General features: G+C 59.3%; 23 protein-coding genes and 1 tRNA gene. 11 read left to right on the forward strand and 13 right to left on the reverse strand.

Features of this window, described 5'->3' with window-relative positions:
• Positions 1-175: 175 nt before the first annotated feature.
• On the reverse strand, positions 176-1,831 hold the full coding sequence (locus C4N22_RS05815) for an acetolactate synthase large subunit (protein ID WP_431602979.1): 1,656 nt from the start codon (positions 1,829-1,831) through the stop codon (positions 176-178).
• A 231-nt stretch (positions 1,832-2,062) separates the two neighbouring features.
• On the opposite strand from C4N22_RS05815, the gene aroD reads away from it, so the two are divergent.
• The gene (gene aroD, locus C4N22_RS05820) at positions 2,063-2,818 is read left to right on the forward strand and encodes a type I 3-dehydroquinate dehydratase (protein WP_112148337.1); all 756 of its coding nucleotides are present in this window, start codon (positions 2,063-2,065) and stop codon (positions 2,816-2,818) included.
• Positions 2,819-2,907: 89 nt separating this feature from the next.
• Here aroD and nifU read toward each other — a convergent pair whose 3' ends face one another.
• From nifU to C4N22_RS05840, 4 genes are all read right to left on the reverse strand, one after another.
• Positions 2,908-3,351 carry a Fe-S cluster assembly scaffold protein NifU gene (gene nifU / locus C4N22_RS05825; RefSeq protein ID WP_022256154.1) on the reverse strand — a complete coding sequence of 148 codons (444 nt, stop codon included), beginning with the start codon at positions 3,349-3,351 and terminating at the stop codon, positions 2,908-2,910.
• A gap of 2 nt (positions 3,352-3,353) precedes the next feature.
• Entirely contained in the window at positions 3,354-4,571 is a 1,218-nt protein-coding gene (locus C4N22_RS05830) for a cysteine desulfurase family protein (RefSeq protein ID WP_112148557.1), read from the reverse strand.
• A 241-nt stretch (positions 4,572-4,812) separates the two neighbouring features.
• On the reverse strand, positions 4,813-5,250 hold the full coding sequence (locus tag C4N22_RS05835; protein ID WP_022256156.1) for a hypothetical protein: 438 nt from the start codon (positions 5,248-5,250) through the stop codon (positions 4,813-4,815).
• 34 nt (positions 5,251-5,284) lie between these two features.
• A complete protein-coding gene (locus C4N22_RS05840; protein WP_112148338.1) occupies positions 5,285-5,608 on the reverse strand; it encodes a rhodanese-like domain-containing protein in 324 nt (107 codons plus the stop codon).
• 142 nt (positions 5,609-5,750) lie between these two features.
• On the opposite strand from C4N22_RS05840, the gene C4N22_RS05845 reads away from it, so the two are divergent.
• The 3 genes from C4N22_RS05845 (at position 5,751) to C4N22_RS05855 (ending at position 6,915) form a co-directional block, all read left to right on the forward strand.
• Positions 5,751-6,200, forward strand: a complete 450-nt coding sequence (locus C4N22_RS05845) for an RrF2 family transcriptional regulator (protein WP_022256158.1) — start codon at positions 5,751-5,753, stop codon at positions 6,198-6,200.
• A gap of 72 nt (positions 6,201-6,272) precedes the next feature.
• A tRNA-Pro gene (locus tag C4N22_RS05850) sits at positions 6,273-6,345 on the forward strand.
• A 159-nt stretch (positions 6,346-6,504) separates the two neighbouring features.
• Complete coding sequence (locus C4N22_RS05855; RefSeq protein WP_112148339.1) at positions 6,505-6,915, forward strand: peptide deformylase; 411 nt, start codon at positions 6,505-6,507, stop codon at positions 6,913-6,915.
• 76 nt (positions 6,916-6,991) lie between these two features.
• Here the strand turns inward: C4N22_RS05855 and C4N22_RS05860 are convergent, their stop codons facing one another.
• The 5 genes from C4N22_RS05860 to C4N22_RS05880 form a co-directional block, all read right to left on the reverse strand.
• Positions 6,992-7,792 (reverse strand): gluconate 5-dehydrogenase, encoded by an 801-nt coding sequence (locus tag C4N22_RS05860; protein ID WP_112115435.1) that lies wholly within the window; start codon positions 7,790-7,792, stop codon positions 6,992-6,994.
• Between the two features lie 88 nt (positions 7,793-7,880).
• A complete protein-coding gene (kduI, locus tag C4N22_RS05865) occupies positions 7,881-8,729 on the reverse strand; it encodes a 5-dehydro-4-deoxy-D-glucuronate isomerase (protein ID WP_022256160.1) in 849 nt (282 codons plus the stop codon).
• 26 nt (positions 8,730-8,755) lie between these two features.
• Entirely contained in the window at positions 8,756-9,781 is a 1,026-nt protein-coding gene (locus C4N22_RS05870; RefSeq protein ID WP_112115437.1) for a sugar kinase, read from the reverse strand.
• 85 nt (positions 9,782-9,866) lie between these two features.
• Positions 9,867-10,829: a bifunctional 4-hydroxy-2-oxoglutarate aldolase/2-dehydro-3-deoxy-phosphogluconate aldolase gene (eda, locus tag C4N22_RS05875; RefSeq protein WP_112148340.1), complete on the reverse strand. Its 963-nt coding sequence runs from the start codon at positions 10,827-10,829 to the stop codon at positions 9,867-9,869.
• A gap of 239 nt (positions 10,830-11,068) precedes the next feature.
• The gene (locus C4N22_RS05880) at positions 11,069-11,971 is read right to left on the reverse strand and encodes an HAD-IIB family hydrolase (protein WP_112148341.1); all 903 of its coding nucleotides are present in this window, start codon (positions 11,969-11,971) and stop codon (positions 11,069-11,071) included.
• A 126-nt stretch (positions 11,972-12,097) separates the two neighbouring features.
• On the opposite strand from C4N22_RS05880, the gene C4N22_RS05885 reads away from it, so the two are divergent.
• The 5 genes from C4N22_RS05885 (at position 12,098) to C4N22_RS05905 (ending at position 17,477) form a co-directional block, all read left to right on the forward strand.
• The gene (locus tag C4N22_RS05885) at positions 12,098-12,739 is read left to right on the forward strand and encodes a phosphatase PAP2 family protein (protein WP_112148342.1); all 642 of its coding nucleotides are present in this window, start codon (positions 12,098-12,100) and stop codon (positions 12,737-12,739) included.
• A 100-nt stretch (positions 12,740-12,839) separates the two neighbouring features.
• Positions 12,840-13,514 (forward strand): GntR family transcriptional regulator, encoded by a 675-nt coding sequence (locus C4N22_RS05890; protein ID WP_022256165.1) that lies wholly within the window; start codon positions 12,840-12,842, stop codon positions 13,512-13,514.
• 225 nt (positions 13,515-13,739) lie between these two features.
• Positions 13,740-14,840 (forward strand): mannonate dehydratase, encoded by a 1,101-nt coding sequence (uxuA, locus tag C4N22_RS05895; RefSeq protein ID WP_022256166.1) that lies wholly within the window; start codon positions 13,740-13,742, stop codon positions 14,838-14,840.
• Positions 14,841-14,845: 5 nt separating this feature from the next.
• On the forward strand, positions 14,846-16,432 hold the full coding sequence (locus C4N22_RS05900; protein WP_112115441.1) for a mannitol dehydrogenase family protein: 1,587 nt from the start codon (positions 14,846-14,848) through the stop codon (positions 16,430-16,432).
• Between the two features lie 124 nt (positions 16,433-16,556).
• Entirely contained in the window at positions 16,557-17,477 is a 921-nt protein-coding gene (locus C4N22_RS05905; protein ID WP_112148343.1) for an ROK family protein, read from the forward strand.
• Positions 17,478-17,533: 56 nt separating this feature from the next.
• On the opposite strand, the gene pflA is transcribed toward C4N22_RS05905, so the two are convergent.
• Together pflA and pflB are read right to left on the reverse strand one after the other, a co-directional pair.
• The gene (gene pflA, locus C4N22_RS05910; protein ID WP_112148344.1) at positions 17,534-18,289 is read right to left on the reverse strand and encodes a pyruvate formate-lyase-activating protein; all 756 of its coding nucleotides are present in this window, start codon (positions 18,287-18,289) and stop codon (positions 17,534-17,536) included.
• Positions 18,276-20,528 (reverse strand): formate C-acetyltransferase, encoded by a 2,253-nt coding sequence (gene pflB / locus C4N22_RS05915; protein ID WP_112148345.1) that lies wholly within the window; start codon positions 20,526-20,528, stop codon positions 18,276-18,278. Before pflB ends, pflA begins: the two co-directional genes overlap by 14 nt.
• 751 nt (positions 20,529-21,279) lie before the next feature.
• Here pflB and C4N22_RS05920 point away from each other — a divergent pair.
• Both C4N22_RS05920 and C4N22_RS05925 read left to right on the forward strand, forming a co-directional pair.
• Positions 21,280-21,603, forward strand: a complete 324-nt coding sequence (locus tag C4N22_RS05920) for a CidA/LrgA family protein (protein ID WP_242980967.1) — start codon at positions 21,280-21,282, stop codon at positions 21,601-21,603.
• Complete coding sequence (locus C4N22_RS05925; RefSeq protein ID WP_112148346.1) at positions 21,596-22,303, forward strand: LrgB family protein; 708 nt, start codon at positions 21,596-21,598, stop codon at positions 22,301-22,303. The genes C4N22_RS05920 and C4N22_RS05925 overlap by 8 nt, the downstream gene beginning before the upstream one ends.
• A gap of 102 nt (positions 22,304-22,405) precedes the next feature.
• On the opposite strand, the gene C4N22_RS05930 is transcribed toward C4N22_RS05925, so the two are convergent.
• Positions 22,406-25,087: a GGDEF domain-containing protein gene (locus C4N22_RS05930; RefSeq protein ID WP_242980968.1), complete on the reverse strand. Its 2,682-nt coding sequence runs from the start codon at positions 25,085-25,087 to the stop codon at positions 22,406-22,408.
• Positions 25,088-25,122: the final 35 nt, after the last annotated feature.

Below are 25,122 nucleotides of genomic sequence, written 5' to 3' on the forward strand. Positions count from 1 at the left end.
TTTGCCTCAGCGCTTGGCGCTCAAGTATAATACCACACACCGGGCCTCTTGTCAACACTTTTCTGCTGCTTTTTTCATATTTCTTTTCAACTCTTCTTTTTATGAAAAGAGAACCAGCCCTCTGCCCGTGCAACACAGGCCGGAGGACTGGTTTTCCGCTCTATATTCCCTTATATTATATGATTGCTTCATGTTTCTTGGTGTAGACCTCTTTCAGGTGTTCCGACAACTTCATATTCTCACTGTAGTCCACAGGCACCACAATGACACTGGGCACATCCTGCCGGAACGCTTCTTCCAGCGTCGGAATCAGGTCTTCTGCTTTCTCCACGCGGTAGCCCTTGCAGTGCATGGCCTCTGCCAGCATCTTGAAATCGGGGTTCGTGAAGTCCACATAGCAGTGCTCGCCGCCAAACTGTTCCTGTTCTTTCCATTTGATGAGACCATAGCTGGAGTCCTCCCAGATGAGGGTCACAAACGGCACTTTCTCCCGGACGGCCGTTTCCAGCTCCTGACTGTTCATCATAAAGCCGCCGTCACCGCAGACCGCCAGCACCTTTTTATCTGGGTAGAGGAGCTTTGCGGCAAAGGCACCCGGGATGGAGAAGCCCATGCTGGCAAAGCCGTTGGAGAGCAGACAGGTGTTGGGCTCATAGCAGTCGTAGTGGCGGGCGATCCACATTTTGTGGGCACCCACATCACTAACAAGAATATCGCTGCGGCCCATGACCTTGCGCACATCGGCAAGGATGCGGGCAGGCTTCATGGGACAGCTGTCGTCGTTGGTCATGGCCTCGTGCTCCGCTTCCATGGTACGGCGCAGCTCCAGTGCGAACTCCGGCTCGGTGCCGCGGCGAGCACAGCGGAGGATCTCGTACACGCTCTCAGAGATATCGCCCACCACTTCCACAGCAGGCTGATATCGCTTGTTGACATCCGCCGGGGCGTTGTCGATGTGGACAATCGTCATATCCGGGCGGGCACCCCACTTGGCCGGAGCGCACTCCACAATATCATAGCCGATGGCAATGACCACATCCGCCCGGTCGAACACCTGGTTGACATAGTCTTTCTGGGGGATGCCTATGGTCCACAGGCTGTACCGATCGTCCTTGGGAACAACGCCCTTGGCCATCATGGTGTTGACCACCGGGATGTGCAGGCGGTCGGCCATTTCAGTGATGGCGGCCGCCGCATGGGCGCGCACCGCGCCGGTGCCCACCAGAATGACCGGGTTCTCTGCCTCGCTAATGATCTTGCCTGCCGCCGCAATATGAGTTGGGTCCGCATAGAGGTCATGCACCTGCTGGCGCTTGAGGGGCACTGCGTCGGCGGGCATCTTGGCGATGTTCTGGGGCAGGTCGATGTGGGTGGCACCCGGCTTTCCTTTTTCGGCGTGCTTGAACGCCAGCCGGACGATCTCGCCTACCGTGTCCGGGCGGATGATCTGTTTGGAACGCTTGGTGATGGGCTCAAACATAGCGGTCAAATCCAGATACTGGTGGCTTGTCAGCTGCATCCGGTCGGTGCCCACCTGCCCCGTGATGGCCACCAGCGGCGCACCATCCAAATAAGCATCTGCCACGCCCGTGACCAGGTTGGTGGCACCGGGGCCCAGCGTGGACAGGCAGACACCGGCCCTCCCGGTCAGACGGCCATAGACATCCGCCATAAAGGCCGCGCCCTGCTCATGACGCACCGGAATAAAACGAATTTTGCTGTCCCGGATGGCGAACATCAGGTCCAGTGTCTCCTCGCCCGGGATGCCGAAGATCACATCGACTCCCTCGGCTTCCAGGCAGTCCACCAGCACCTGGGCTGTCGTTCTCATCTTAGTTTCCTCTTTCATTCATACTTCCCCCGATTCGATTCGATACAAACGCAAAAGGCAGTGCAGCCCCCATCGGGCCACACTGCCTTTTTCTGCGTCCATTGTACTGAATTTTTCCGATTTCCACAAGAGCTATTTTGACCAAAAAGAATCCGCATTTCCGCTTTTTGCCTCGTCAGGCTTGACAAGGGCCGCATATTCCATTTATCATGAGCATGGAGGTAGATCAAAATGCCGAATCTTACATTGCGCGGCTGCTGCATCGGCACTGGCCGCCCCAAAGTCATCATCCCCATCGTCGAGCGCACCGAATCGGCGATTTTGAAAAAGGCCGCCGCGTTTTCCACATTGAAAGCGGATTGTGTGGAATGGCGGGCCGACTGGTTCGACGCCGTTTCCGATGTGAATGCTCTGGTGCATTGCCTGCATGGGCTCCGGGCTGCCCTGGGCGAAAAGCTGTTGCTGGTCACATTCCGCACCCAGGCTGAGGGCGGCAAAAAGCCGTTGGCCCAAGAAGAATACGCGGCATTCTGCACGACGGTCTGCGCCTCTGGCTGTGCCGACCTGCTGGACATTGAGTTTTTCCCCAACCGAAAGGCACTGCCCGCCCTCATTGCGCAGGCCCACGCCGCCGGGATAGCCGTCGTCTGCTCCAGCCACGATTTCGAGAAGACGCCGCCCAAAGAGGAGCTTGTCCGCCGGATGACCGCCATGCAGCAGGCTGGAGCTGACCTGCCCAAGCTGGCTGTTATGCCCCGCAGCCGCGCCGATGTGTTGGAACTGCTGGCCGCCACCGCTGAGATGACCGACCTGCACCCGGAAACGCCCGTCATCACCATGAGCATGGGGGCGCTGGGCGGGGTGAGCCGCCTGTGCGGCGAGGCCTTTGGCTCCGCCATGACCTTTGCCAATCCCGGCACGGCCAGCGCCCCTGGCCAGGTGCCGCTGGACGTGGTCAACGCCGTGCTGGACAGCTTGGCACTCTAATCTGATAGAAAAGAATCAGCAAAAACGCCCTGCGTGCTTCACAGTGTTGTGAACAGCCCGCAGGGCGTTGTATGTTATAAAGTCAGAGATCAGCCGCCGCAGCTCTCGCAGTGGTCACAATCCTCTTCGATCTTGCCCACGATGGGTTCCGGATCGATGCCCTGACGACGATAGTAGTCGGACAGAGCGGCCTTGACCGCCTGCTCAGCCAGAACAGAGCAGTGGACCTTGATGGGAGGCAGGCCTTCCAGAGCCTCGACAACGGCCTTGTTGGTCAGCTTCAGGGCCTCATCCACGGTCTTGCCCTTGATCAGGTCGGTCGCCATGCTGCTGGTTGCGATGGCAGCGCCGCAGCCGAACGTCAGGAACTTGACGTCCACGATGACATTATTCTCAATTTTCAGGTACATGCGCATGATGTCGCCGCACTTGGGGTTGCCGACTTCGCCCACGCCGTTGGCGTCAGGCAGCTCGCCGACATTGTGCGGGTTTGCGAAATGCTCCATGACCTTTGCACTATACATACTTGCCATTTTTACTGTTCTCCCTTCAGGCTGAACTGACGGGCCGTGTTCTGGCCCTGTAACCACATGCAGCTCATCGCGCGGCGGCGGGGGATGACCTCCTCCAGCACGTCGCACAGATATTTTGCTTCTTCCATCGTGTTCTGCGGGCCAAACGTAAACCGCATGGAGCCGTGGCCGATCTCTTCCGGCACACCGATGCTCAGCAGGACGTGGCTCGGGTCGAGGCTGTCCGAGTTGCAGGCGGAGCCAGTGGAAGCGCAGATGTTGTGCATATCCAGATCCAGCAGGATGGTCTCACCCTCCAGGCCCGGGAAGCTGATGTTGACATTGCCGGGCAGGCGGGGGGCGCGGCCGCCGTTCAGGCGGGCCTCGGGGATGTTCTTGAGCACACGGTCGATGACGTAATCACGCAGCTCCTGCTCGTGGGCCATACGGGCCTCGATATTGGTGGTAGCCATTTCAAGAGCCTTGCCCATGCCAGCGATGCCGGCCACGTTCTCCGTACCTGCACGGTGGCGGGCTTCCTGGCTGCCGCCGTCGATCAGATTCTGGGGCCAGATGCCTTTGCGGCAGTACAGAGCGCCCATGCCCTTGGGGCCGTTGAACTTGTGAGCGCTCATGGACAGCATATCCACGCCCAGCTCCTTGACGTCCACCGGGATGGCACCCACAGCCTGCACGGCATCGGTGTGCATCCAGACGCCATGCTTGTGAGCGACCTCAGCGATCTCCTTGATGGGCTGGATGGTGCCGATCTCGTTGTTGGCCATCATGATGCTGACGAGGGCGGTATCGGGGCGGATGGCAGCCTCCACGTCCTCCGGGCGGATATAGCCCTCCGAGGTGGGCTTGATATAGGTGACTTCAAAGCCCAGGCGCTCCAGAGAAGCCATGCTGTGCATGATGGCGTGGTGCTCAAACGCACTGGTGATGAGGTGCTTCTTGTTCTGGCGTGCCTTGGTAAAGGCAGTGCCCTTGACCGCCCAGTTGTCAGCCTCAGAGCCGCAGCCGGTGAAGAAGATCTCCGCCGGGGAAGCATGGATGGCCTTGGCCACCTGCGCGCGGCCGGTGTCCACGAACTCCTTGGCCTCGTAGCCAACGCTGTAGTGGCTGCTGGGGTTACCGCAGGCACCGCTCAGGGCCTCGACCATGACAGCCAGCACCTCGGGTGCGCAGGCAGTCGTGGCGGCATTGTCGAGATAGACGACCTTTTCAGACGGCTGCACGCCGCCGGAGGTTTTATTTTCCATTTGAAACCCGTCCTTTCGTCGGATAAAATCCGGGCCAAACGCCCGGGATACTCTCTTTTGACACTCTCCTGCCGCGGCTGCCAGCCACATGCACACAGAGCGACACTATATTTATACCCTAGTATTCCCACCGTGTCAATATGAATTGCAAAAATTGCGGCATTTCCGGCCCAATTTTGCCGGTCTGTGCAAAAAGTGTGGGCTGCGGCGTGCCGTTTTATTCGGCTTTGCCTTTGCCCAGCAGCTTGCCCAGCACCACTTTCCAGCGGGGGTAGCCCCAGCGCGGATCCTCGGCAAAATCGTCCGCCAGCTTCCACGGGAACGGCGAGCCGTCAAAATAGAGGTTGCCTGCCTCATCCACCCGGTCCAGCTTTTGGGGCAGATAGTCCTCATCGTAGTAGCTCTTGCGGCGGTCGGGCAGGTTCCAGTGGAGGGTGCCGTCCGGGTCCATTCCGGACGCCCACACGCCAAAGACGAATGTTGCGGCCTCACCGTAGCAGTGCTGCTCCATCCGGATGGCACCATCATAGTAGAACTTGATGACCTCCAGCGTGCCGGACTCTTTTTTGCCGTCCCGGCCCAGAGTGGGGCGGTAGTCCTGCTGGTAGCGGCAGCCGCAGTGGCTGCCCGCGAACGCTTTTGCCTTGAATGCCATGTTGCCCGACCTCGTTTCTTTTTATTTTTCTGATTTAAAAGTGTCCTTCAAAGTCTCCCTCGATCTCATAGGGCCAGCTCAGGATGCCGCCCAGATCATACAGGTTGCTGTAGCCCAGCGCGTCCAGCTTCTGCACCGCCTCCGCGCTGCGGCGGCCCGTGCGGCAGTAGACCAGCCAGGTTGCTTCTTTCTCCGGCAGCACCTCAGCCGCCCGGCTGTTGACCTCGCCCAGCGGGAGCAGCTTTGCTCCCGGGATGTGTCCCACCGCGTACTCGTCCGGCTCCCGGACGTCCACCGCCACCGCCTTGCCCGCATCCAGCAGGCGGATGGCCGCGCCGGCATCGATCTTCTCGATCATTGTTTCATCTCCTCAATGTCATACTTTCTCTATTATATGATAACAGACATTTTTTGTTTATACAAGAGAAAACGTGCTTTTCGCTTTTCAAATCCAAACCCTCGTGTTATACTAGGATAAGACAACCAAGGAGAGAACACTTATGAAATTTTCCACCAAAAGTCGTTATGCCCTGCGTCTGATGGCCGAGCTGGCACGCTACGCCCCCGGCACCACCGTTTCCCTGAAAGAGATCAGCGAGCGTCAGAACCTGAGCTTGAAATATCTGGAGCAGATCGTCACTCCGCTGGCCCGGATGGGCCTTGTCAAGAGCGAGCGTGGCAGCCAGGGCGGCTATCGCCTGACCAAAACTCCTGCCGATTACACCGCCGGGGAGATCCTGCGCGCCATCGAGGGCAGTGTCGCCCCCATCCCCTGCCTGGGCAGCGAGACCAACGAGTGCCCCATGTCCGAACAGTGCTTCACCCTGCCTTTCTGGTCCGGCCTGGACGATGTCATCAACCAGTACATCGACAGCGTCACCCTGGAGCAGCTGGCCCAGAGCCTGCCCTCCGCCAACGAGGGCTGCGGCGGCTGCGGCACCAAGGGCTGAGGCCGCACAAAAAATCCCTCACCGGGATTGACGAACCCCGCAAAAAAAGGTATACTATTGTGGTATTCCCGCCGGGGTGTTGCGCAGTTGGTAGCGCGCCTGCTTTGGGAGCAGGAGGCCGCGAGTTCGAGTCTCGCCACTCCGATAAAGAAACGTGAGAACCAGAGGACGGAACAGGCAGCCGTCGCCCATTGTCAGGAGATGTGGGGAGTGTCATCCCACCTGATTCTCAGCCAGAAAGAGGCCGCTGTGGTAACGCAGCGGCCTCTTTTCACGATCATGTCCAAATGATGGAGGACTATTTATGATTCGCAACATCTGCAAAGACGAGCTTTTTCTCGCCCGGAAGTCGGAACTCGCCACGCCCGAAGACCTGCCCGTTGCGCACGACCTTTTGGAGACGCTGATCGCGCACCAGGACGGCTGTGTCGGCATGGCCGCCAATATGATTGGTGTCAGCAAACGCATCATCGCAGTTGAGAACCAGGACACATACCTCGTCCTATTCAACCCGGTCATCCTCAAAAAGACCGATCCTTATGATACCGAAGAGGGCTGCCTTTCCCTCATCGGCACCCGGCCCGCAAAGCGCTGGCAGACCATCAAAGTGCAGTGGCAGAACGAAAAATTCCAGACCCGCGTCAAAACGTTCACCGGCTGGACGGCACAGATCATCCAGCACGAGATCGACCACTGCGACGGCATTATTATTTGATAACACCGGAATAGAGAGCAAAAGCCCCGCGGAATCCCGCAGGGCTTTTGCTCTCTGTTTTGTTATTTTGATATTTTTACTTGGGCTGCTTGCCGATGTAAGCCAGGATGCCGCCGTCGGCGTAGAGGATCTGGCCATTGACGAAGTCCGAAGCATGGGAGGCCAGGAAGACGCAGGGGCCCACCATGTCCTCCGGGTCGCCCCAGCGGCCTGCGGGGGTCTTGGCGCAGATGAACGTGTCGAACGGGTGGCGGCTGCCATCGGGCTGGATCTCGCGCAGGGGAGCAGTCTGGGCGGTGGCAATGTAGCCGGGGCCCATGCCGTTGCACTGGATGTTGTACTCGCCGTACTCGGAAGCAATGTTGCGGGTCAGCATCTTCAGGGCGCCCTTGGCGGCAGCGTAGGCGGAAACCGTCTCACGGCCCAGCTCGCTCATCATGGAGCAGATGTTGATGATCTTGCCCTCGCGCTTTGCGATCATATCGGGCAGAACAGCCTTGGAGCAGTTGAACGCGCCGCCGACGTGGACATCGATGACCCGCAGGAAATCGGTGTGGCTCATCTCGATCATGGGCACGCGCTTCATCAGGCCGGCATTGTTGACCAGGATGTCCACAGGGCCGACCTCTTCCTTGATCTTGGCCACCATGGCGTTCACAGCGGCCTCATCGGTCACGTCGGCCACATAGCCGTGGGCGTCCACGCCAGCCTCTTTGTAAGCGGCCAGGCCTTTTTCCAGGCTGCCCTCGTTGGAGCAGTTGAAGCAGACAGTCGCGCCGCAGGAGGCCATGCCCACCGCGATGGAGAAGCCGATGCCGTGGGCACCGCCGGTGATGAGGGCAACTTTGCCTTTCAGATCAAATGCAGAAAGATCCATGTTCAAGTTCTCCTTTCGTGTTCACAGGTCGTTTTTGAAAAAAGCCCCGTACCGAGTTTTCCTTGGTACAGGGCCTTAAAAGGTGCTTTTAGCGCAGGTCGGTGGTAGCGATGTTGTCCATGTCGTCAAACTCCATGTTCTCGCCGCCCATTGCCCAGATGAACGTGTAGTTGGAGGTGCCCACACCGCTGTGGATGCTCCAGGAGGGGCTGATAACAGCATCTTCGTTGTGCATCACGATGTGGCGGGTCTGGGTAGGCTCACCGCACATGTGGAACACGACCTGTCCCTCGGGCAGCTCAAAGTAGGTGTAGATCTCCATCCGGCGCTCATGGGTGTGGCTGGGCATCGTGTTCCAGTTGGAACCCGGCTCCAGCTCGGTCATCCCCATGCTCAGCTGGCAGGTCTTCAGCACATCCGGGTGGATGAACTGATTGATGGTGCGCTTATTGCAGGTCTCGACACTGCCCAGAGGACGATGGTTCGCATCGGCCATCTTGATGAGGCGGGTCTCGTAAGAGCAATGTGCCGGAGCGGACACCATGTAGAACTTGGCGGGGTGCTCGGGGTCCGCGGAAGCAAAGGTGACTTCCTTGGTGCCCTTGGTGATGTAGAGGCAGTCCTTGTAGCCCAGCTCATACTTCACACCGTCGGCCACCACGATGCCCGTGGAGTCCTTGCCAATGTTGAACATGCCGATCTCGCGGCGTTCGAGGAAATAATGGGTGCCAAAGTTGGCCCAGACGTCAATGCCCTTGTCGATGGACACGGTCTCGTGCACCGGCATACAGCCCAGCGTGACCATCCGGTCCACATGGCTGTAAACGGCCACGACCTCATCGGCCTTGTACAGGCCGGTGATGAGCATTTCGTCGCGCGTTTCCTCGGTGGTGTAGCGCTTGAAGTCTTTCTGGTTGCAGGAGTAGCGGATATCCATGAGGAGGCCCTCCCTTTCCCAGTTTCTTAGCGCTGGATACGGCCGGAACCGTCGCCGCCGGCCAGCTTCTCGACCTCAGAAACGGTCATCATGTTGTAGTCGCCCTCGATGGAGTGCTTCAGAGCGGAAGCAGCAACAGCGAACTCAACAGCATCCTGAGTGCTCTTGCCGGTCAGCAGAGCGTAGATCAGGCCGCCGCCGAAAGAGTCACCGCCGCCAACACGGTCGATGATCTTCAGCTCATACTTCTTGGAGAAGCAGTACTCGTTGGAAGCAACATCGTACAGCATTGCGCTCCAGCCGTTCTCGGAAGCGTTGTGGCTCTCACGCAGGGTGATCGCGACCTTCTCGAAGTGGAACTTGTCAGCCAGCTGCTTTGCAACGCTCTTGTAGCCCTCAGCGTTCAGCTTGCCGCCGTAGATGTCGGTAGCCTCAGCCTCGATGCCGAAGACGTCCTTTGCGTCCTCCTCGTTGGAGATGCAGACGTCAACGTACTCGCACAGCTTGGTCATGGCCTCGCGAGCCTGGTCGCGGGTCCACAGCTTGCCACGGTAGTTCAGGTCGCAGCTGATCTTCACGCCGCGAGCCTTAGCAGCCTTGCAAGCCTCCAGGCAGATCTCAACGACATTTGCGCCCAGAGCCGGGGTAATGCCGGTGAAGTGGAACCAATCCACACCCTCAAAGATCTTGTCCCAGTTGAAGTCAGCGGGCTGAGCCAGCTGGATCGCGCTGTTGGCACGGTCATAGATGCAGACGGAACCGCGCTGAGAAGCGCCCTTCTCGTTGTAGTAGATGCCAACGCGGTCGCCGCCACGGACGATCATGCTGGTGTCAACGCCATAGCGGCGCAGGCTGTTGATGGCTGCCTGGCCGATCGCGTGTGCGGGGAGCTTCGTGACGAAAGCTGCATCCAGGCCGTAGTTAGCCAGAGAAACAGCAACGTTGGCCTCGCCGCCGCCAAAGGTGAACTCCAGGCTGTTAGCCTGAACGAAACGCTCGTAGTTGAACGGCTGCAGACGGACCATCAGCTCGCCAAAAGTAACAACTTTCATTGTAGTATCTCCTTTTAATTTGAGGGTGTTTTATATGACCCGCCGCAGGGCGCTCCCGGGGCGGCAGGACGTGACAAATTTAAACTCAGGCCTGAACGAGGTGGAATGCGAAGCCGCCGATCTCGTCTGCAAAGTAGCAGGCAGTGGTCTTGCCATTCTTGACGACCTTGCTGTCCAGATCGAACTTGGCGCCGCGCTGGGTCAGGTGATAGATCGCGCGATCGACGTTGTTGCAGCCGATGGCGATGTGGCCATTGGTGCCGCGGCCCGGCTTCTTCATGATCTCGAACTCCTTGTTGCCCACGAAGATGCTGGAGTTGCCCGGGGCGACCTTCATGTTCAGCAGGCTGCCGATGAGGTTGGCGACCTTCATGGCCTCTTCCTCGTTGCCGGTGTTGACGCCGACATGGTGCAGCTTCAGGCCCAGCATGGTGTCAACGGCTTCCTTGCTCTGCGCGGTGATCTTAGCCCAGTCGCCAGCCTTGATGACATCGCTCTTGCACATCCAGGTGCCGCCCACAGCGAAGATCTGGTCATAGCCCAGGTAATCGTTGACGTTCTTGGCATTGACACCGCCGGTGCACATCCAGCGCGCGCCCTTGAGGGCAGCGCCGATGTTCTTCAGCATGCCGACACCGCCGTTTGCCTCGGCGGGGAAGAACTTCAGAGCCTCGCAGCCCAGGTTCATCGCCTGCTGCATCTCGCCTGCGGAGCAGGTGCCGGGCATCATGATGCCGCCCTTGTCGATCACGTGCTTGCAGACCTCGGGGTCAAAGCCGGGAGCAACGATGAAAGAAGCGCCAGCAGCCATAGCGCGGTCAGCCTGCTCACAGGTCAGGACAGTGCCGGCGCCCAGCAGCATCTCGGGCATCTCGTCGTGGATCTTGCGGATGCACTCCTCAGCACACGCGGTGCGGAAAGTGACCTCGGCTGCGGGCAGACCGCCCTCGGCCAGAGCCTTGCACAGGGGCAGGGCCTCGTCCACGCTGTTAAAGGCGATAACAGGGATAATGCCGATCTGATAGACCTTTTCTACGATGGGATTCATAACGCATTTCTCCTTTTATTTTAACTCTCTGGGAATGGGGTGCAGGCCTCACAGGCACACTTCGCCCCACCATACGTTCGTATTATTAGTATAAACGACGGCGGGGCGTTTGGTAATGCTCAACAAGCACAATGTTTTGCATAAGACCTTGTATACATTGCACAAAAATGCCGAAGAGCACCTGTCCTGGCGCTCTCCGGCGGGGAACTTGCTGTTATTTTTGCGTTTTCGGACGCTGTTCAGACCGAAAGCCGGGCAAAGATCTCGGCCACGCCGTCCTGGTCACAGTCGTTTTCGCTCACGATGTCGGCCAGCTGTTTCACACGCTCCATCCCATTGGCCATCACAGCGGCCACGCCTGCCTTTTCCAGCATGGCGCGGTCATTGTCGCTGTCGCCCACGGCCAATGTGCATTCATGGGGGATGCCCAGCCGGTCGGCCAGGGCCAGCAGGGCGCTGCCCTTGTCCACGCCTTTGGCCGTGACCTCAATGTTGTCCGGGGAGCCCTGCACCACTTCCACGCCTTCCAGCGCATAGAACCGTGGCAGGGCCGCCTCGGCCGCTTCCGCGTTCTCAAAGAACATGCAGAATTTCTCGATCTCATGGGCGTGGCGGCTCATCCACTCCGCCGTGTCCCGCACGATGTGGAACCGGCCGTCGTTGGGCTGCTTTGCCTCGGTGGAGAGGCTGAGCAGGCGGCGCAGGTGATGCCCCATCCGCTCCTGCGCCAAATGGTCCCGGATGACCCGGCCATCGCTGAACACGCTCAAGGAACCCTCGAATTCCTGATACAGCCCGAACACCTCCCGGGCCTTTTCCACCGGGAAGAGCCGCCGGACAAGGCAGGCGGGCTCGCTGGTCTGGCGCGTTTCCGCGTCGGAATAGCGGCTGTAGACCGCGCCCAGCGGGTCGGTACCCAGGTCCCAGACGGCAGCCCCGTTGGAGGTGATGGCATAGCGGACCCCGGGCAGTTGGGCCACCAGCGGCGGCAGGTTGGCCAGGGCACGTCCTGTGGCGGGCAGCACCACAACGCCCCGGGCCACCGCGTCGGCAATGGCCTGCCGGGTGGCGGGGGTAACGGTATTCTTACGGCTCAGCAGCGTGCCGTCCAGATCCAGGGCAGCAATACGAATCTCAGGCATAGAATCTCCTTTTAAGTGAATGCTCTTCTCTTTCCCCCCTATTCTATAACAGGAAATGGATTTGCGCAAGACGACGCTTTGTGGTAAAATAAAGCGTTCATTCATAAAAATTATAGGAGAAAACACATGCATTCCAATCCTTTGCGCAAAAATCTGAAACCGCACCTCTGGTTCCAGCTCTACTGGGTGGTCTACCTCATCTGGTTTTTCTGGCTGGATCTGACCGTTAAAAACCCCAAGTACATCATCCACGCCCCGCTGGACGATCTCATCCCGTTCTGCGAGTGGTTCGTCTTCCCCTATTGCAGCTGGTTCTTCCTGCTGGCGGGCGTCACGGCCCTGCTTTGGTGGTACGACACCGCCAGCTATGACAAGCTCTGCCTGATGATGTTCTCGGGCATGACGTTCTGCCTCATTTTATATATGGTACTGCCCAACGGACTGGACATCCGCCCCACGGCGGAGGCCATTGGCCGGGACAACATCGCCATGCGGATCATGCAGATGCTCTGGAACGCGGACGCTTCCGTCAACGTCTGCCCCTCCATCCACTGCCAGAGCTCCGGCTGCATGGCGCTGGCGTTCTCCCGCAGCAAGCTGGCCCAAGACCGCCCCGGCCTGAAAGTGCTGGCCTGGGGCTGGGCGCTGCTCATCTGCGCTTCCACGGTCTTCACAAAACAGCATTCCATCGTGGATGTGGTCTGCGGTCTGGCGCTGGTGGCCGTGTGGGTACCGGTACTGTACCGGAAGCCCAAAAAAGGAATATAAAGACTGTGCAACTTTTCCCTGCATTCCTCTTGACGAAGCGTTTCCGCCCGGGTACAATTGAAAAAACGAACTGATATATTACCGAGGGGAGAGAAACGCCATGGCAGTACGGAGTGCACGCGAAGTGGCTTACGAGACCATCCGGAGCCGGATCATTACAATGGAGCTCAAACCCGGCGACGAGCTGAACGACCGGGAGCTGGCCCAGGAGCTGGGCATCAGCCGCACCCCCATGCGGGAAGCGCTCATCATGCTCAACATCGCGCACATGGTCACGATCAAACCCCAGAGCGGCACCCATGTGGCCCCCATCGACCTCAAGCTGATGGAGATGGAGCAGTTTTCCCGCTTCACGCTGGAAAAAGAGATGCTCAACCGCATCCGCGGCACCCTGACCCCGGAACAGGAGGAGGCCTACCGCTTTAATATCGAGAGCTACCGCCAGCTGGAGCGGGAGCCCGGGGCCGAGCGCCGGGAGATCCGGATGCTGGATCTGGACAACGCGTTCCACCGGATGGCTTTTACGCTGTGCGGCATGGAGGAACATTTTGACCACATGCTCTCCACGTTCCAGCACATTGAGCGGCTGCGCAAGTTCAGCCTCCAGACCGACGAGAACAAATCCGTCTGCGCCGCCCACACCCGCATCCTGGAAGCCGTGCTCCACGGCTCGGAGGAGGATGTGAGCCGGGCTCTGTCCGACCACCTCAACCGCTACAGGCTCAGTGTGGAGCAGGCCCGTCAGCGCCACCCGGATTACTTCACGGAAGAGTAAAATAACGTTAAAATTTACACAAAGACGACTGAAAATGGATGCAAAATCCATTTCAGCCGTCTTTTTGTCTAAAGTATACAAGAAAAAACTCTAAAAAAAGTCAAAATGTCAATTGTCAAGTCTCAACTGATATATTAGAATATGGATGAGAATGCACCATGGCGTTCCGCCAAGGGTGTGAGAAAGCAAAGCAACACCGCATAGCCACACAAGGAGGATTCCACTATGCCTATGAAAATGGGTTGGCGCTGGTATGGTGAGGGCAACGATCCCATCACCCTCAGCGACATCAAGCAGATCCCTGGCGTGACCAGCATCGTCTGGGCGCTGCACAACAAGATGCCCGGCGAGATCTGGGAGATCGACGAGATCCAGAAAGTCGCCGATCAGATCCACGCTTACGGCTTCGATATGGACGTTGTTGAGTCTGTCAACGTCCACGACGACATCAAGATCGGCCTGCCCACCCGCGACAAGTACATCGAGAACTACAAGCAGTGCATCCGCAACCTGTCCAAGTTCGGTGTCAAGGTCATCTGCTACAACTTCATGCCCATCTTTGACTGGACCCGTACCGACCTGTTCCACCCCGTCGGTGATGGTTCCACGGCTCTGTTCTACCAGAAAGACATGATCCAGGATGACTACAAGGCCATGGCCGATTACATCATGTCCTTTACCGAGAAGTACCACATGACGTTCCCCGGCTGGGAGCCTGAGCGCATGGCAAAGCTGGACGAGCTGTTCAAGGCTTACGCTCCTGTCACCAAGGAGAAGCTGTGGGAGAACCTGAAGTACTTCCTGGAAGCACTGATGCCCACCTGCCGCGAGTGCGACATCAAAATGGCCATCCACATGGACGATCCCCCTTGGGATATCTTCGGCCTGCCCCGCCTGCTGGTGGATGCTGAGAGCATCGACCGCTTCCTGAGCATGGTGGACGACGAGTACAACTGCCTGACCCTGTGCTCCGGCAGCCTGAACGCCAACCCCAACAACAACGTGGCTGAGATCGTGCGCAAGCACTGCGACCGCATCGCGTTTGCTCACATCCGCAACATCCACCACTTCCCCAACGGCGATTTCTCCGAGGCTGCTCACCGCGACTGCTGCGGCGAGACCGGCATCATCGAGATCCTGCGCGCCTACCATGACTGCGGCTTTGAGGGCTACATCCGCCCCGACCACGGCCGTCAGCTGTGGGAAGAGGGCCCCGGCAACTGCCGCCCCGGCTACGGCAAGTATGACCGTGCCCTGGGCATCCAGTACATGCTGGGCGTCTGGGATCTGCTGGACCGTCTGGATGAAGAGAAAAAGAAAGGCTGATTACAATGAAGCTATCTGATATTAAGAACGGCAATCTGTCCGCTGAGTGGGCGGAAAAAGGCTATGAGCTGCCCAAGTTTGATGTCGAGGCTGTCAAGGCCAAGACCCATGCAGAACCCACCTGGGTGCACTTTGGTGCCGGCAACATCTTCCGCGCTTTCCCGGCTGCCATCCTCAACGAGGCTCTGAACAGCGGCAAGTATGACCGCGGCGTCATCGTGGCCGAGAGCTTTGACTACGAGATCATCGACAAGGCTTACCAGCCCTATGATAACCTCAGCCTGCTGGTCTGCCTGAAGTCTACCGGCGACATCGAGAAAAAAGTCATCGCTTCCGTCACCGAGAGCCTGAAAGCCGATTACTCGTTCGGCGCTGACTGGGCACGTCTGGTCGAGATCTTCCAGAACCCCAGCCTGCAGATGATCTCTTTCACCATCACGGAGAAAGGCTACGGCGTTGCTCCCGCTGACCTGGAGCGCGGCCTGACCCCCGTGCTGGCCATGGGCAAGGTCACCGCTCTGCTGTACGAGCGCTTCAAGGCAGGCAAACTGCCCCTGACCGTGCAGAGCATGGACAACTGCTCTCACAACGGCGATAAGGTCAAGAGTGCGGTTCTGGCTTACGCTTCCAAGTGGGCAGAGCAGGGCCTGGTCCCCGCTGAGTTCCTGGCTTATGTGCAGGACGAGACCAAGATCACGTTCCCCTGGAGCATGATCGACAAGATCACCCCGCGCCCGGACGCCAAGGTGCAGCAGATGCTGGCTGACGACGGCTTTGAGGACAACTACACCATCGTCACCGAGAAGCACACCTTTACCGCTCCGTTTGTCAACGCCGAGGAGACCCAGTACCTCTGCATCGAGGATCACTACACCAATGGTCGTCCCCCGCTGGAGCTGGGCGGCGTGCTGTACTGCGACCGCGAGACTGTGGACAAGATCGAGAAGATGAAAGTCTGCACCTGCCTCAACCCGCTGCACACTGCCATGTCCATCTATGGCTGCATGCTGGATTACACCCTCATCTCTGCTGAGATGGCAGACGAGGACCTGCGCAGCTTCATCCAGAAGATCGGCTATATCGAGGCAATGCCCGTCGTCGTCGATCCGGGTGTCCTGAACCCCTATGAGTTCATCGGCGCTGTCATCAACCGCCGTCTGCCCAACCCGTTCATGCCGGACGCTCCCCAGCGTATCGCAACCGATACCTCTCAGAAGCTGGCCATCCGCTTTGGCGAGACCATCAAGGCTTACGAGGCCCGCGGCCTGGACAAGAGCAATCTGGTGCTGATCCCGCTGGTGCTGGCCGGTTACGCCCGCTACCTCAAGGGTGTGGACGACAACGGCAAGCCGTTTGAGATCTCTCCCGATCCGCTGCTGGCTGAGCTGCAGGCCATCGTCGCTCCTCTGGAAGTCAAAGAGGGCGAGCAGGACTTCAGCTGCCTGAAGAAGCTGTACAGCCGTGCCGATGTCTTCGGTGTTGATCTGTACGCTGTCGGCCTGGGCGAGAAGATCGAGGGCATGGTCAAGGAGCTGTACGCTGGCAACGGCGCAGTCCGCAAGACCCTGCACAAGTACACTGTGGCCCGCTAAAATTTAAAACGCTATCCACGTTCCCGCGCTGCGCTTTGCTTTGCCGCAGTGCGGGTTTTTTGTTTATTGACGTTTCGTTTGTTTTCTGTCATAATGAAAGCAATACAGACAGGAGGCAGCGGGTATGAAAGTTATGGTCTTTGACGTAGGCGGCACTGAGATCAAATACTCGGTGATGGACGAGCAGCTGAACCGGGCGGATGCGGGCAGCGTCCCCACCCCGGGCGACACGCAGGAGCACTTTCTCGCCACGCTGGAGGCGCTCTATCGCCCCCACGCAGCGGAGGTGGACGGCATTGCCATGAGCCTGCCCGGCTTCATTGATGCCGAGCATGGCGTCGTGCGGGGCGGCGGGGCACCCTCCCTTCTCTACAATATCGGCACCCCCGTCGGGCCGCTGCTGAGCGCACGGTGCGGCTGCCGGGTCTTTTTGGAGAACGACGGCAAGGCTGCCGCCATCGCAGAACTGCAGCAGGGAGCCCTGAAAGGCTGCACCAACGGCGCTGTCTTTGTCATCGGCACCGGAGTGGGCGGCGGTCTGGTCATTAACGGACAGCTGGTACGGGGCATCCACTGCACGGCTGGGGAATACAGCTACCTCCACACCAATGCAGATGACTGGCGCAACGGCGATAAAACGGTGGCGCTGCAGTGCAGTGTCACCAACCTGCTGCGCTGGTACCGCGCCCGCAAAAATTTGCCGGAGGACGCCCCGCTCAACGGCCGGATCTTTTTTGAAGCCGCCAACGCCAGGGAGCCGGAAGCGCTGGAAGTGCTCCACCGCCTCTGCAAAGCCGTGGACGTCCAGATCTACAACCTGACCGTCCTGCTGGACTTAGAGGTGGTCGCCATCGGCGGCGGCATCAGCCGCCAGCCCCTGCTGCTCCGGATGCTGAACGACATCTACGAGCAGGAAATTATCATCGGCCACCCCTACAGCGAGGAGCAGGCCCGCAGCCTGCCCCGCCCGGCCATCGTCCCCTGCCGCTTCCACAACGAAGCCAATCAGGTGGGAGCGCTGCTGGGTTATCGAAAGAGTTGCTAAACAACAACCCCCTTTCGAGGCTGACTCGAAAGGGGGTTGTTGTTTTATTTCTTTTTTCAGCCGGGGTACCTGCTTACTTCCAGCAGTTCCTCTGCCCGCTTGACCTGTTCCGCCGTGGGCGGGACCGCATCGGGCAGGGGGTACGGGATGCCGAGCTTTTCCCATTTGAAAAGCCCCAGTGTGTGGTAGGGCAGCACCTCCACCCGCTGCACAGTCTTGAGGGACGCGATGAAGTCCGCGGTCCTGCGCAGACCCTCTTCGTCGTCGGTCAGGCCGGGCACCAGCACGTGGCGGATCCAGAGCGGGACGCCCAAGTCCGAGACACGCCTTGCCATGGCAAGGATGTTGGCATTGTCTTTGCCCGTGAGCTGGCGGTGCTTTTCGGGGTCGATCTCTTTCAGGTCTAAGATCACCAGACTGGTGGAGGCCATCAGGGTGTCGAACGCGGCGAGGTACTCCGGGTCCTCGGGGCGGAACGGCTGCCCGGCGGTGTCCAGCGCGGTGTGGACGCCCTTTTTGCGGGCCAGCTGAAAGAACGCGGTCAGAAACTCCATCTGGCGCAGCGGCTCGCCGCCGCTGACGGTCACGCCGCCTTTTTTGCCCCAATAGTTCCGGTAGCGGTATACTTTCTGGAATAATGCTTCCGGAGTATACTCTTCGCCTCCCTCACAGGCCCAGGTCTCGGGGTTGTGGCAGTATTTGCAGCGGAGCGCGCAGCCCTGCAAAAACACCACGAACCGCACACCAGGCCCGTCCACCGAGCCGAAAGACTCCAGCGAGTGGACGTGGCCGATGAGGTTACAGAGCGGCATGGCAGGTACGGGAGATGACGTCCATCTGCTGCTCACGGGTCAGGTCAATGAACTTGACCGCATAGCCGGAGACGCGGATGGTGAAGTTTGCATACTCCTCTTTCTCGGGGTGCTCCATGGCGTCCAGCAGCTTCTCCTTGCCAAAGACGTTGACGTTGAGGTGGTGCGCGCCCTGATCGAAGTAGCCGTCCATGACCTGCACCAGGTTCTCCACACGCTCGCCCTCGCTGTGGCCCAGGGCATCGGGGTTGATGGTCTGGGTGTTGGAGATGCCGTCCAGTGCCCAGTGGTAGGGCAGCTTGGCCACGGAGTTCAGAGAGGCCAGCAGGCCGTTCTGCTCCGCGCCGTAGCTGGGGTTGGCGCCGGGTGCAAACGGGGTGAACGCGGCACGGCCATCGGGCAGAGCGCCGGTGTACTTGCCGTAGACCACGTTGGAAGTGATGGTCAGGATGGAGGTGGTCGCCTCGGAGTTGCGGTAGGTGTGGCGCTTCTTGATCATTTCGAGGAAAGTCTTCAGCAGCCAGACACCGATCTCATCGGCACGGTCATCGTCGTTGCCGTACTTGGGGAAATCGCCTTCCACTTCAAAGCCGGTGGCCAGACCGTTCTCATCACGCACCGCCTTGACCTTGGCGTACTTGATGGCGCTCAGGGAGTCGATGACGTGGGAGAAGCCTGCAATGCCGGTGGCAAAGGTGCGGCGAACATCGGTGTCGATGAGCGCCATCTCGGCTTCCTCGTAGTAATATTTATCGTGCATATACTGGATCAGGTTCAGCACGTTGACGTACAGGCCGGCCAGCCAGTCCAGCATCTGGACATACTTGGGCAGCACCTCGTCATAGTTCAGATACTCGCCGGTGATGGGGGCGTAGTTGGGGCCGCACTGCTCGTGGCTCTTCTCATCCACACCGCCGTTGATGGCGTACAGCAGGCACTTTGCCAGGTTGGCGCGTGCACCAAAGAACTGCATCTCCTTGCCGGTCTGGGTGGCGGACACGCAGCAGCAGATGGAGTAGTCATCGCCCCAGACGGGCTTCATGACGTCGTCGTTCTCGTACTGGACAGAGCTGGTGTTGATGGACACCTTGGCGGCGTACTTCTTGAAGTTCTCCGGCAGGGCGGAGGAGTACAGCACGGTCAGGTTGGGCTCCGGAGCGGGGCCCATGTTCTCCAGCGTGTGGAGGAAGCGGTAGCAGTTCTTGGTGACCATGCTGCGGCCATCCATCCCGATGCCGCCCACTTCCAGCGTTGCCCAGACGGGGTCGCCGGAGAACAGCTGGTTGTAGCTGGGGATACGGGCAAACTTGACCATCCGGAACTTCATGACCATGTGGTCGATGAGCTCCTGTGCCTGGCTCTCGGTCAAGGTGCCGTTGTCCAGATCGCGCTGGATATAGATATCCAGGAACGTGGAGATGCGGCCCACGCTCATAGCAGCGCCGTTCTGGGTCTTAATGGCGGCCAGGTAGCCGAAGTACAGCCACTGGCAGGCCTCTTTTGCGTTCTTTGCGGGCTGGGAGATGTCGTAGCCGTAGGCCTCGGCCATCTTCTTCATGCCCTTGAGGGCGCTGATCTGGCGGGCGATCTCCTCGCGCAGGCGGATGACGTCATCGGTCATGGTGCCGTCGCCGCAGTTGGCCAGATCCTCCTGCTTGAACCGGATCAGGGCGTCGATGCCATACAGGGCCACACGGCGGTAGTCGCCCACGATACGGCCGCGGCCGTAGGTGTCGGGCAGGCCGGTGATGATGTGGGTGTGGCGTGCTTTCTTCATCTCCGGGGTGTAAGCGTCGAAAACGGCCTGGTTGTGGGTGCGGGTGTAATCGGTAAAGATCTTGTGCAGCTCCTCGCTGGGCTGGTAGCCGTAGGTGGTGCAGGCCTGCTCTGCCATCTTGATGCCGCCGTAGGGCATAAAGGCGCGCTTCAGAGGCTTGTCGGTCTGCAAGCCGACGATCTGCTCCAGGTCTTTCAGGCTCTCATCAATGTAGCCAGGGCCGTAAGCGGTCAGGCTGCTGACCACTTCCGTCTCCATATCCAGCACGCCGCCCTTGGCGCGCTCTTCTTTCTGCAGCTTCTGCAGGGTACCCCACAGCTTATTGGTAGCCTCCGTGGGACCAGCCAGGAAAGACTCGTCGCCATCGTACGGGGTGTAGTTCTTCTGGATAAAGTCGCGGACGTTGACTTCCTCTTTCCAGATACGGCCCTCAAAGCCTTCCCATTCTTCAAAATTGATCATTGGAACCTCCTTGCTCCTTCCATTGGCAGACACCGCTCAGTTAGCAGTATCTAACTATTATGCCCAGAAAAAGCCGTACATTTCCCACGGCATCCAAGGCATTTGTTTGGGGGTAAGGCGCTGGTCTCCCCCAGCGCCTTTTTGGCGGCTGCCGGTGCGCAGGTACCTCCCTGTGCCCAACAGCTCGCTCCTATAATAACAAGCATCCTCATAAAAAGCAAGAGGAAAATCGAGGATTTTCCGCCCTCAAAAATTTTCTGAAAAAATTTCAAATCAGGGGTTGACAGTCATGACAAACTATGATATCCTTTTGTCACGGCAAGGTTAGTTAAATCTAACCAAGGCTGCGGAGGCCTCCTGCAGGGCCCCCGAAAAGGAAGCAAATTCCTCCATTCCATTCTCTCTTTTTCTGGAAGCGTACAGCTTTATGGTTTGCTCTGTATGCTCCGCGCGGCGGAGAGTGCTTTTGGTACGGCGCTCTTTGCAAAAGCAAGAAAACAAAAACGGGACACATCGCTTGACCACCGGTGCGTCCCGTTTTTTGTTTTATCCAGTTTTCCCGCGAATCCTCAACAATTCTTGGCAAGTATTGCCGTTGCGCCCCCAGTGCTTTTGGGCTATACTGTTATCTCAGTACCGCCGCCGCACGGGCAGCGGGCCATGTACCAGAGGGCGGCGTCTCAGGCCGCCAAAGGGGGATTTTGTTACGAAATATCTGTTTCAATTTGCGCGGATCCTCGCGTTTTGTTTTTTGGGTGAGATCCTGCACGCCGTGCTGCCGCTGCCCATCCCGGCCAGCGTCTACGGCCTGATCTTACTGCTGCTGGCCCTGCGGCTTGGCATCGTCAAGCTGGAGCAGGTCAAGGAAGTGGGCCTGTTCCTCACGGGCATCTTCCCGCTGCTCTTCGTTCCCGCCGCGGCCGGTGTCATGGAGCTCTGGGCAGAGATGGGCAACATGCTGCTGCCTATCATCATTGCCATCGTGCCCGTCACGGTGCTGGTGCTGGCCTCTGCCGGCCGCACCACCCAGGCTCTGACCAGCCGCCGCAAAAATAAGGAGGCCGCCCATGACTGAGCTTTTAAACGGATTTCTTTCCGGCTCGGCCGCCTGGGGTGTCCTGCTCACGCTGGCCGCCTTTGCGCTGGGGACTCTTATCAATAGGGCAACGGGCAAGGCCATTTTCAACCCGCTGCTGCTGGGCAGCATCTTTGTCATCATCCTGCTCAGCGTTCTGAACATCCCTTATGCGGATTACAAGGCCAGCGCTTCCCCGGTCAACTACCTGCTGTTGCCTGCCACCATCAGCCTGGCCATTCCCCTCTATGAAAAGTGGGATCTGCTCAAGGAGAACGCCGCCGCCATCATTGCGGGCATCTCGGTGGGCACGCTGGTCAGCCTGGGCAGTGCACTGGCCCTGGCGCTGGCGCTGGGCTTGACCCGGGAGCAGTACGCCACCCTCCTGCCCAAATCCGTCACCACGGCCATCAGCATGGACGTGGCGGCCGAGCTTGGCGGCATTGCAGCCCTGACGGGTGCCATCGTGATCCTGACGGGCATTGCAGGCAACCTGCTGGCCGAGTCCGTCTGCAAGTGGTTCCATATCACCGACCCCATCGCCAAGGGCGTGGGCATCGGCACCTCAGCCCATGCCGTGGGCACCAGCAAGGCCCTCCAGATGGGCGAAGTGGAGGGTGCCATGAGCGGCCTTTCCATCGCCGTGGCCGGTGTCCTCACTGCCGTCCTCTGCCCGTTCTTTGTAGGGCTGATCCACTAAACCCGGATCGGATCACAGCACATCCCTGCGCGGGGATGTGCTGTTTGTTATATAACGCAAACGCCCTCTGTCCATCCAGACAGGGGGCGTTTGCGTTCTGGTTCAGCATCGTTTCATCCGGTGGATAATGTCCGCGGCTTCCTTGGACAGCGGCGGCGGGACTGCTGCCGGGCGGGCCAGACAGTAGCCCTGCAGCAGGTCCACGCCCAGCTCCAGCACCTTGCGCAGCTCGGCCGTGGTCTCCACACCCTCGGCCAGCACCAGAATGTTCCGGGGCCGCGCGTAGTCCACCAGGCTGGTGAGGAACTGCTGCTTGTCCGTGTTGGTATCAATGCTGCGGATAATGGAGATATCCACCTTGACATAGCGGGGGGCTATGGTCAGCAGGCTGCTGCCGTTGCTGTAGCCGCTGCCGTAATCGTCCAGCGCAAAGACGCCGGAAGCTCCGGCCACGGTGCGTTTCCGCTCCAGCTGGGCGGGGTCCAGCTCTTCTTCCTCGGTGATCTCCACCACCAGCTTCCGGGCCAGTTCCGGGAAACGGCCGCGGTAATCCCGCCAGTCGGTGTCGTTCAGGCTGACACTGGCAATGGAGTTGATAAAGAGCAGGCTGTCCTCCCGGACGAGGCCGCGCTCTTTCAGCTTTTCAAAGGCGCTGGAGGCCTTGAACAGGGTAATGTGCTCGATGTCGTACAGGCGGTTCAGCTCCCGCGCCAGCTTCATCACGGTAAGGGGCGAGCGCAGGGTGGGCATCTCCGGCCGCATCAGGGCCTCATAGGCGATGGCCCGGCCATTGCGGGCCGAGAAAATCGGCTGGAAATGGTAGCTCACCGCCTGATCCCGCAGCATCTGCTCAAACTCGCTGCGGGTCTGCAGGGCGTAGGCTTCCTGATTGTACATGCCGATGTCAAACTCTTTCATCTCGCCCTTGCGGGAATGCTTGACCTGATACATGGCAAAATCAGCGTACTTTTTCAGGGTATTGAAATCCGTGCTGTCCTCCGGGTACCAGGCCACGCCGCCCGAGATGCTGATGTGCAGCTCGCTGCCGCTGGGCAGGATGGAAGCGCTGTCCTGCAGGGCCGCGCGCAGCTTTTCCAGCTCTTCCCGCACGGCCTCCCGGCTGTCGTAACCGTAGAGCAGCAGCATGAACTCATCGCCCGAGAGGCGGGCAGCGAGGGTGCCCGGCGGGGTACTGGCCGCCAGGCAGCGGCCCGTCTGGCGGAGGTACTGGTCGCCCCAGTCGTGGCCATAGGTGTCGTTGATGGTTTTCAGGTTGTCCAGGTCGGTCATAAGCAGGGCGGCGTGGCCCAGCGTTTCCGGCTTGGCAAACAGGCTCTCGCACACCCGCTGGAATGCCTGACGGTTGTACAGGCCCGTCAGGATATCGTAATCGCGCTCGTGCTCGATACGGCGGCGCTCCAGCGCCGTCACCTCCTCGTTTTCCCGGCTCAGCTGGACGATGGCGCTTGCAAACTGGTCCAGCTCCCGGATGCCCGTGCGGGAGAACTCCGGCACGCTGACATGGTCATTCTGGGCCCGGGCCAGCTCATTGGAGAGCTGCGCCACCGGTTTTGCCAGCTGGCGTGCCACCGCAACACTGCACCCCAGGCCCACCACCGCGGTCAGGAGCGCCGCCATGACCAGCAGGTTGCGGACGGAATGGGAGAACAGATAGAGGTCATTTTGGGCCACGGTCCCGATCAGCAGCCACGCCTCGCCGGAGAACGGTGCGTTCCGGCTGTAAAGCTCCAGCTGCTGGAGCGTCGCGTACTGCTCCTCTCCATCCAGCCAGAACTTCCAGTCCATTCCATCCCGGTACAGCGTAAGGGTCTGGGGCATCTTCTTGTCGGCATCCTCCCCCGTGAGGAATGCGGTCCGGACGTTGATGACGTCATCCCGTTTTAAGTCTGCATCGGTCGTCGCCAGCAGATAGGTGCCGTGATCCGTGTTCTGCAGCTCATTGCTGGGCAGCTGGGTGGTCAGGTAGCTGGTCAGCAGCTCCACGCCTACCACACCGTACACGGTGCCGTCGTCCAGGATGAGGGGCTGCACATAGGCCAGCGCGTCCCGGTCGTCCCCTTTCAGGCGGAACGTTGCAGGAGTCCAGCGGCCATAGTCCTCCGCAGAAAGCTTGCTCTTGGAGGCATAGGCGATCTGGAACGATTCCTTGTAAAAGCTGGTTTTCCCGCCCGGCTGGTATGGCATGGCCGGAGACCAGCCCTTATCCGTGGAGATGCCCAGCGGGGCAAACGCTGTTGCGGGGCCCCGTTCTGCCAGCAGGTCGGCGTTCCGGTCGGTGGAAAGAGCACTGGGGTCCAGGTCGCGGATGTAAAGGCCGGGCAGATAGCTGTCATCGGCCCGGTGGTTCAGGTCGTGAGTGCTCAGAATGACAAAGATGCCATTGACAGGCTTTGTCCGCAGGGTGCTCACCAGCTCCGGGACAATGGCCTGGAGCAGCGGCAGGGCTTCCTCGCTGGAGGTATCCAGCGTGTTCAGATCCACGATGCCCTGGTCCACCAGTTCCCGCGTCACGCCGTCAATGGTACCGCTGATGGCATTGAGGTCCTGCGCCTGGATCAGGTTCTGGCGCAGGTAATTGGCGCGGTTCTCCACCTGCTTGTCGAGAATATCCTCGGCGTTCTCATTCAGCTGGCTGGTCACCCGGCTGGTGCTGATGGCAAAGATCAGCAGCAGCATTTCTGCCAGAAGCACCACCAGCAGGGAGCGCAGGATCTTGCAAAAGATCGAGCAGCCCCGCCTTTGATACGTTGTCTCTTTTTTCACCCCTGTTTTCCCCTCCTTTCCGCTCCATGATCGGG

Source organism: Faecalibacterium prausnitzii, assembly GCF_003287495.1.
In the GTDB taxonomy this organism is placed as follows: Bacteria; Bacillota; Clostridia; order Oscillospirales; family Ruminococcaceae; genus Faecalibacterium; species Faecalibacterium prausnitzii_I.

What these genes read in the sequence shown, in the direction of transcription:
- C4N22_RS05815 (WP_431602979.1), bottom strand. Translation starts at nt 1,831, where the DNA reads ATGAGAACGACAGCCCAGGTGCTGGTGGACTGCCTGGAAGCCGAGGGA.
- aroD (WP_112148337.1), top strand. Translation starts at nt 2,063, where the DNA reads ATGCCGAATCTTACATTGCGCGGCTGCTGCATCGGCACTGGCCGCCCC.
- nifU (WP_022256154.1), bottom strand. Translation starts at nt 3,351, where the DNA reads ATGGCAAGTATGTATAGTGCAAAGGTCATGGAGCATTTCGCAAACCCG.
- C4N22_RS05835 (WP_022256156.1), bottom strand. Translation starts at nt 5,250, where the DNA reads ATGGCATTCAAGGCAAAAGCGTTCGCGGGCAGCCACTGCGGCTGCCGC.
- C4N22_RS05840 (WP_112148338.1), bottom strand. Translation starts at nt 5,608, where the DNA reads ATGATCGAGAAGATCGATGCCGGCGCGGCCATCCGCCTGCTGGATGCG.
- C4N22_RS05845 (WP_022256158.1), top strand. Translation starts at nt 5,751, where the DNA reads ATGAAATTTTCCACCAAAAGTCGTTATGCCCTGCGTCTGATGGCCGAG.
- C4N22_RS05855 (WP_112148339.1), top strand. Translation starts at nt 6,505, where the DNA reads ATGATTCGCAACATCTGCAAAGACGAGCTTTTTCTCGCCCGGAAGTCG.
- C4N22_RS05860 (WP_112115435.1), bottom strand. Translation starts at nt 7,792, where the DNA reads ATGGATCTTTCTGCATTTGATCTGAAAGGCAAAGTTGCCCTCATCACC.
- kduI (WP_022256160.1), bottom strand. Translation starts at nt 8,729, where the DNA reads ATGGATATCCGCTACTCCTGCAACCAGAAAGACTTCAAGCGCTACACC.
- C4N22_RS05870 (WP_112115437.1), bottom strand. Translation starts at nt 9,781, where the DNA reads ATGAAAGTTGTTACTTTTGGCGAGCTGATGGTCCGTCTGCAGCCGTTC.
- eda (WP_112148340.1), bottom strand. Translation starts at nt 10,829, where the DNA reads ATGAATCCCATCGTAGAAAAGGTCTATCAGATCGGCATTATCCCTGTT.
- C4N22_RS05880 (WP_112148341.1), bottom strand. Translation starts at nt 11,971, where the DNA reads ATGCCTGAGATTCGTATTGCTGCCCTGGATCTGGACGGCACGCTGCTG.
- C4N22_RS05885 (WP_112148342.1), top strand. Translation starts at nt 12,098, where the DNA reads ATGCATTCCAATCCTTTGCGCAAAAATCTGAAACCGCACCTCTGGTTC.
- C4N22_RS05890 (WP_022256165.1), top strand. Translation starts at nt 12,840, where the DNA reads ATGGCAGTACGGAGTGCACGCGAAGTGGCTTACGAGACCATCCGGAGC.
- uxuA (WP_022256166.1), top strand. Translation starts at nt 13,740, where the DNA reads ATGCCTATGAAAATGGGTTGGCGCTGGTATGGTGAGGGCAACGATCCC.
- C4N22_RS05900 (WP_112115441.1), top strand. Translation starts at nt 14,846, where the DNA reads ATGAAGCTATCTGATATTAAGAACGGCAATCTGTCCGCTGAGTGGGCG.
- C4N22_RS05905 (WP_112148343.1), top strand. Translation starts at nt 16,557, where the DNA reads ATGAAAGTTATGGTCTTTGACGTAGGCGGCACTGAGATCAAATACTCG.
- pflA (WP_112148344.1), bottom strand. Translation starts at nt 18,289, where the DNA reads ATGCCGCTCTGTAACCTCATCGGCCACGTCCACTCGCTGGAGTCTTTC.
- pflB (WP_112148345.1), bottom strand. Translation starts at nt 20,528, where the DNA reads ATGATCAATTTTGAAGAATGGGAAGGCTTTGAGGGCCGTATCTGGAAA.
- C4N22_RS05925 (WP_112148346.1), top strand. Translation starts at nt 21,596, where the DNA reads ATGACTGAGCTTTTAAACGGATTTCTTTCCGGCTCGGCCGCCTGGGGT.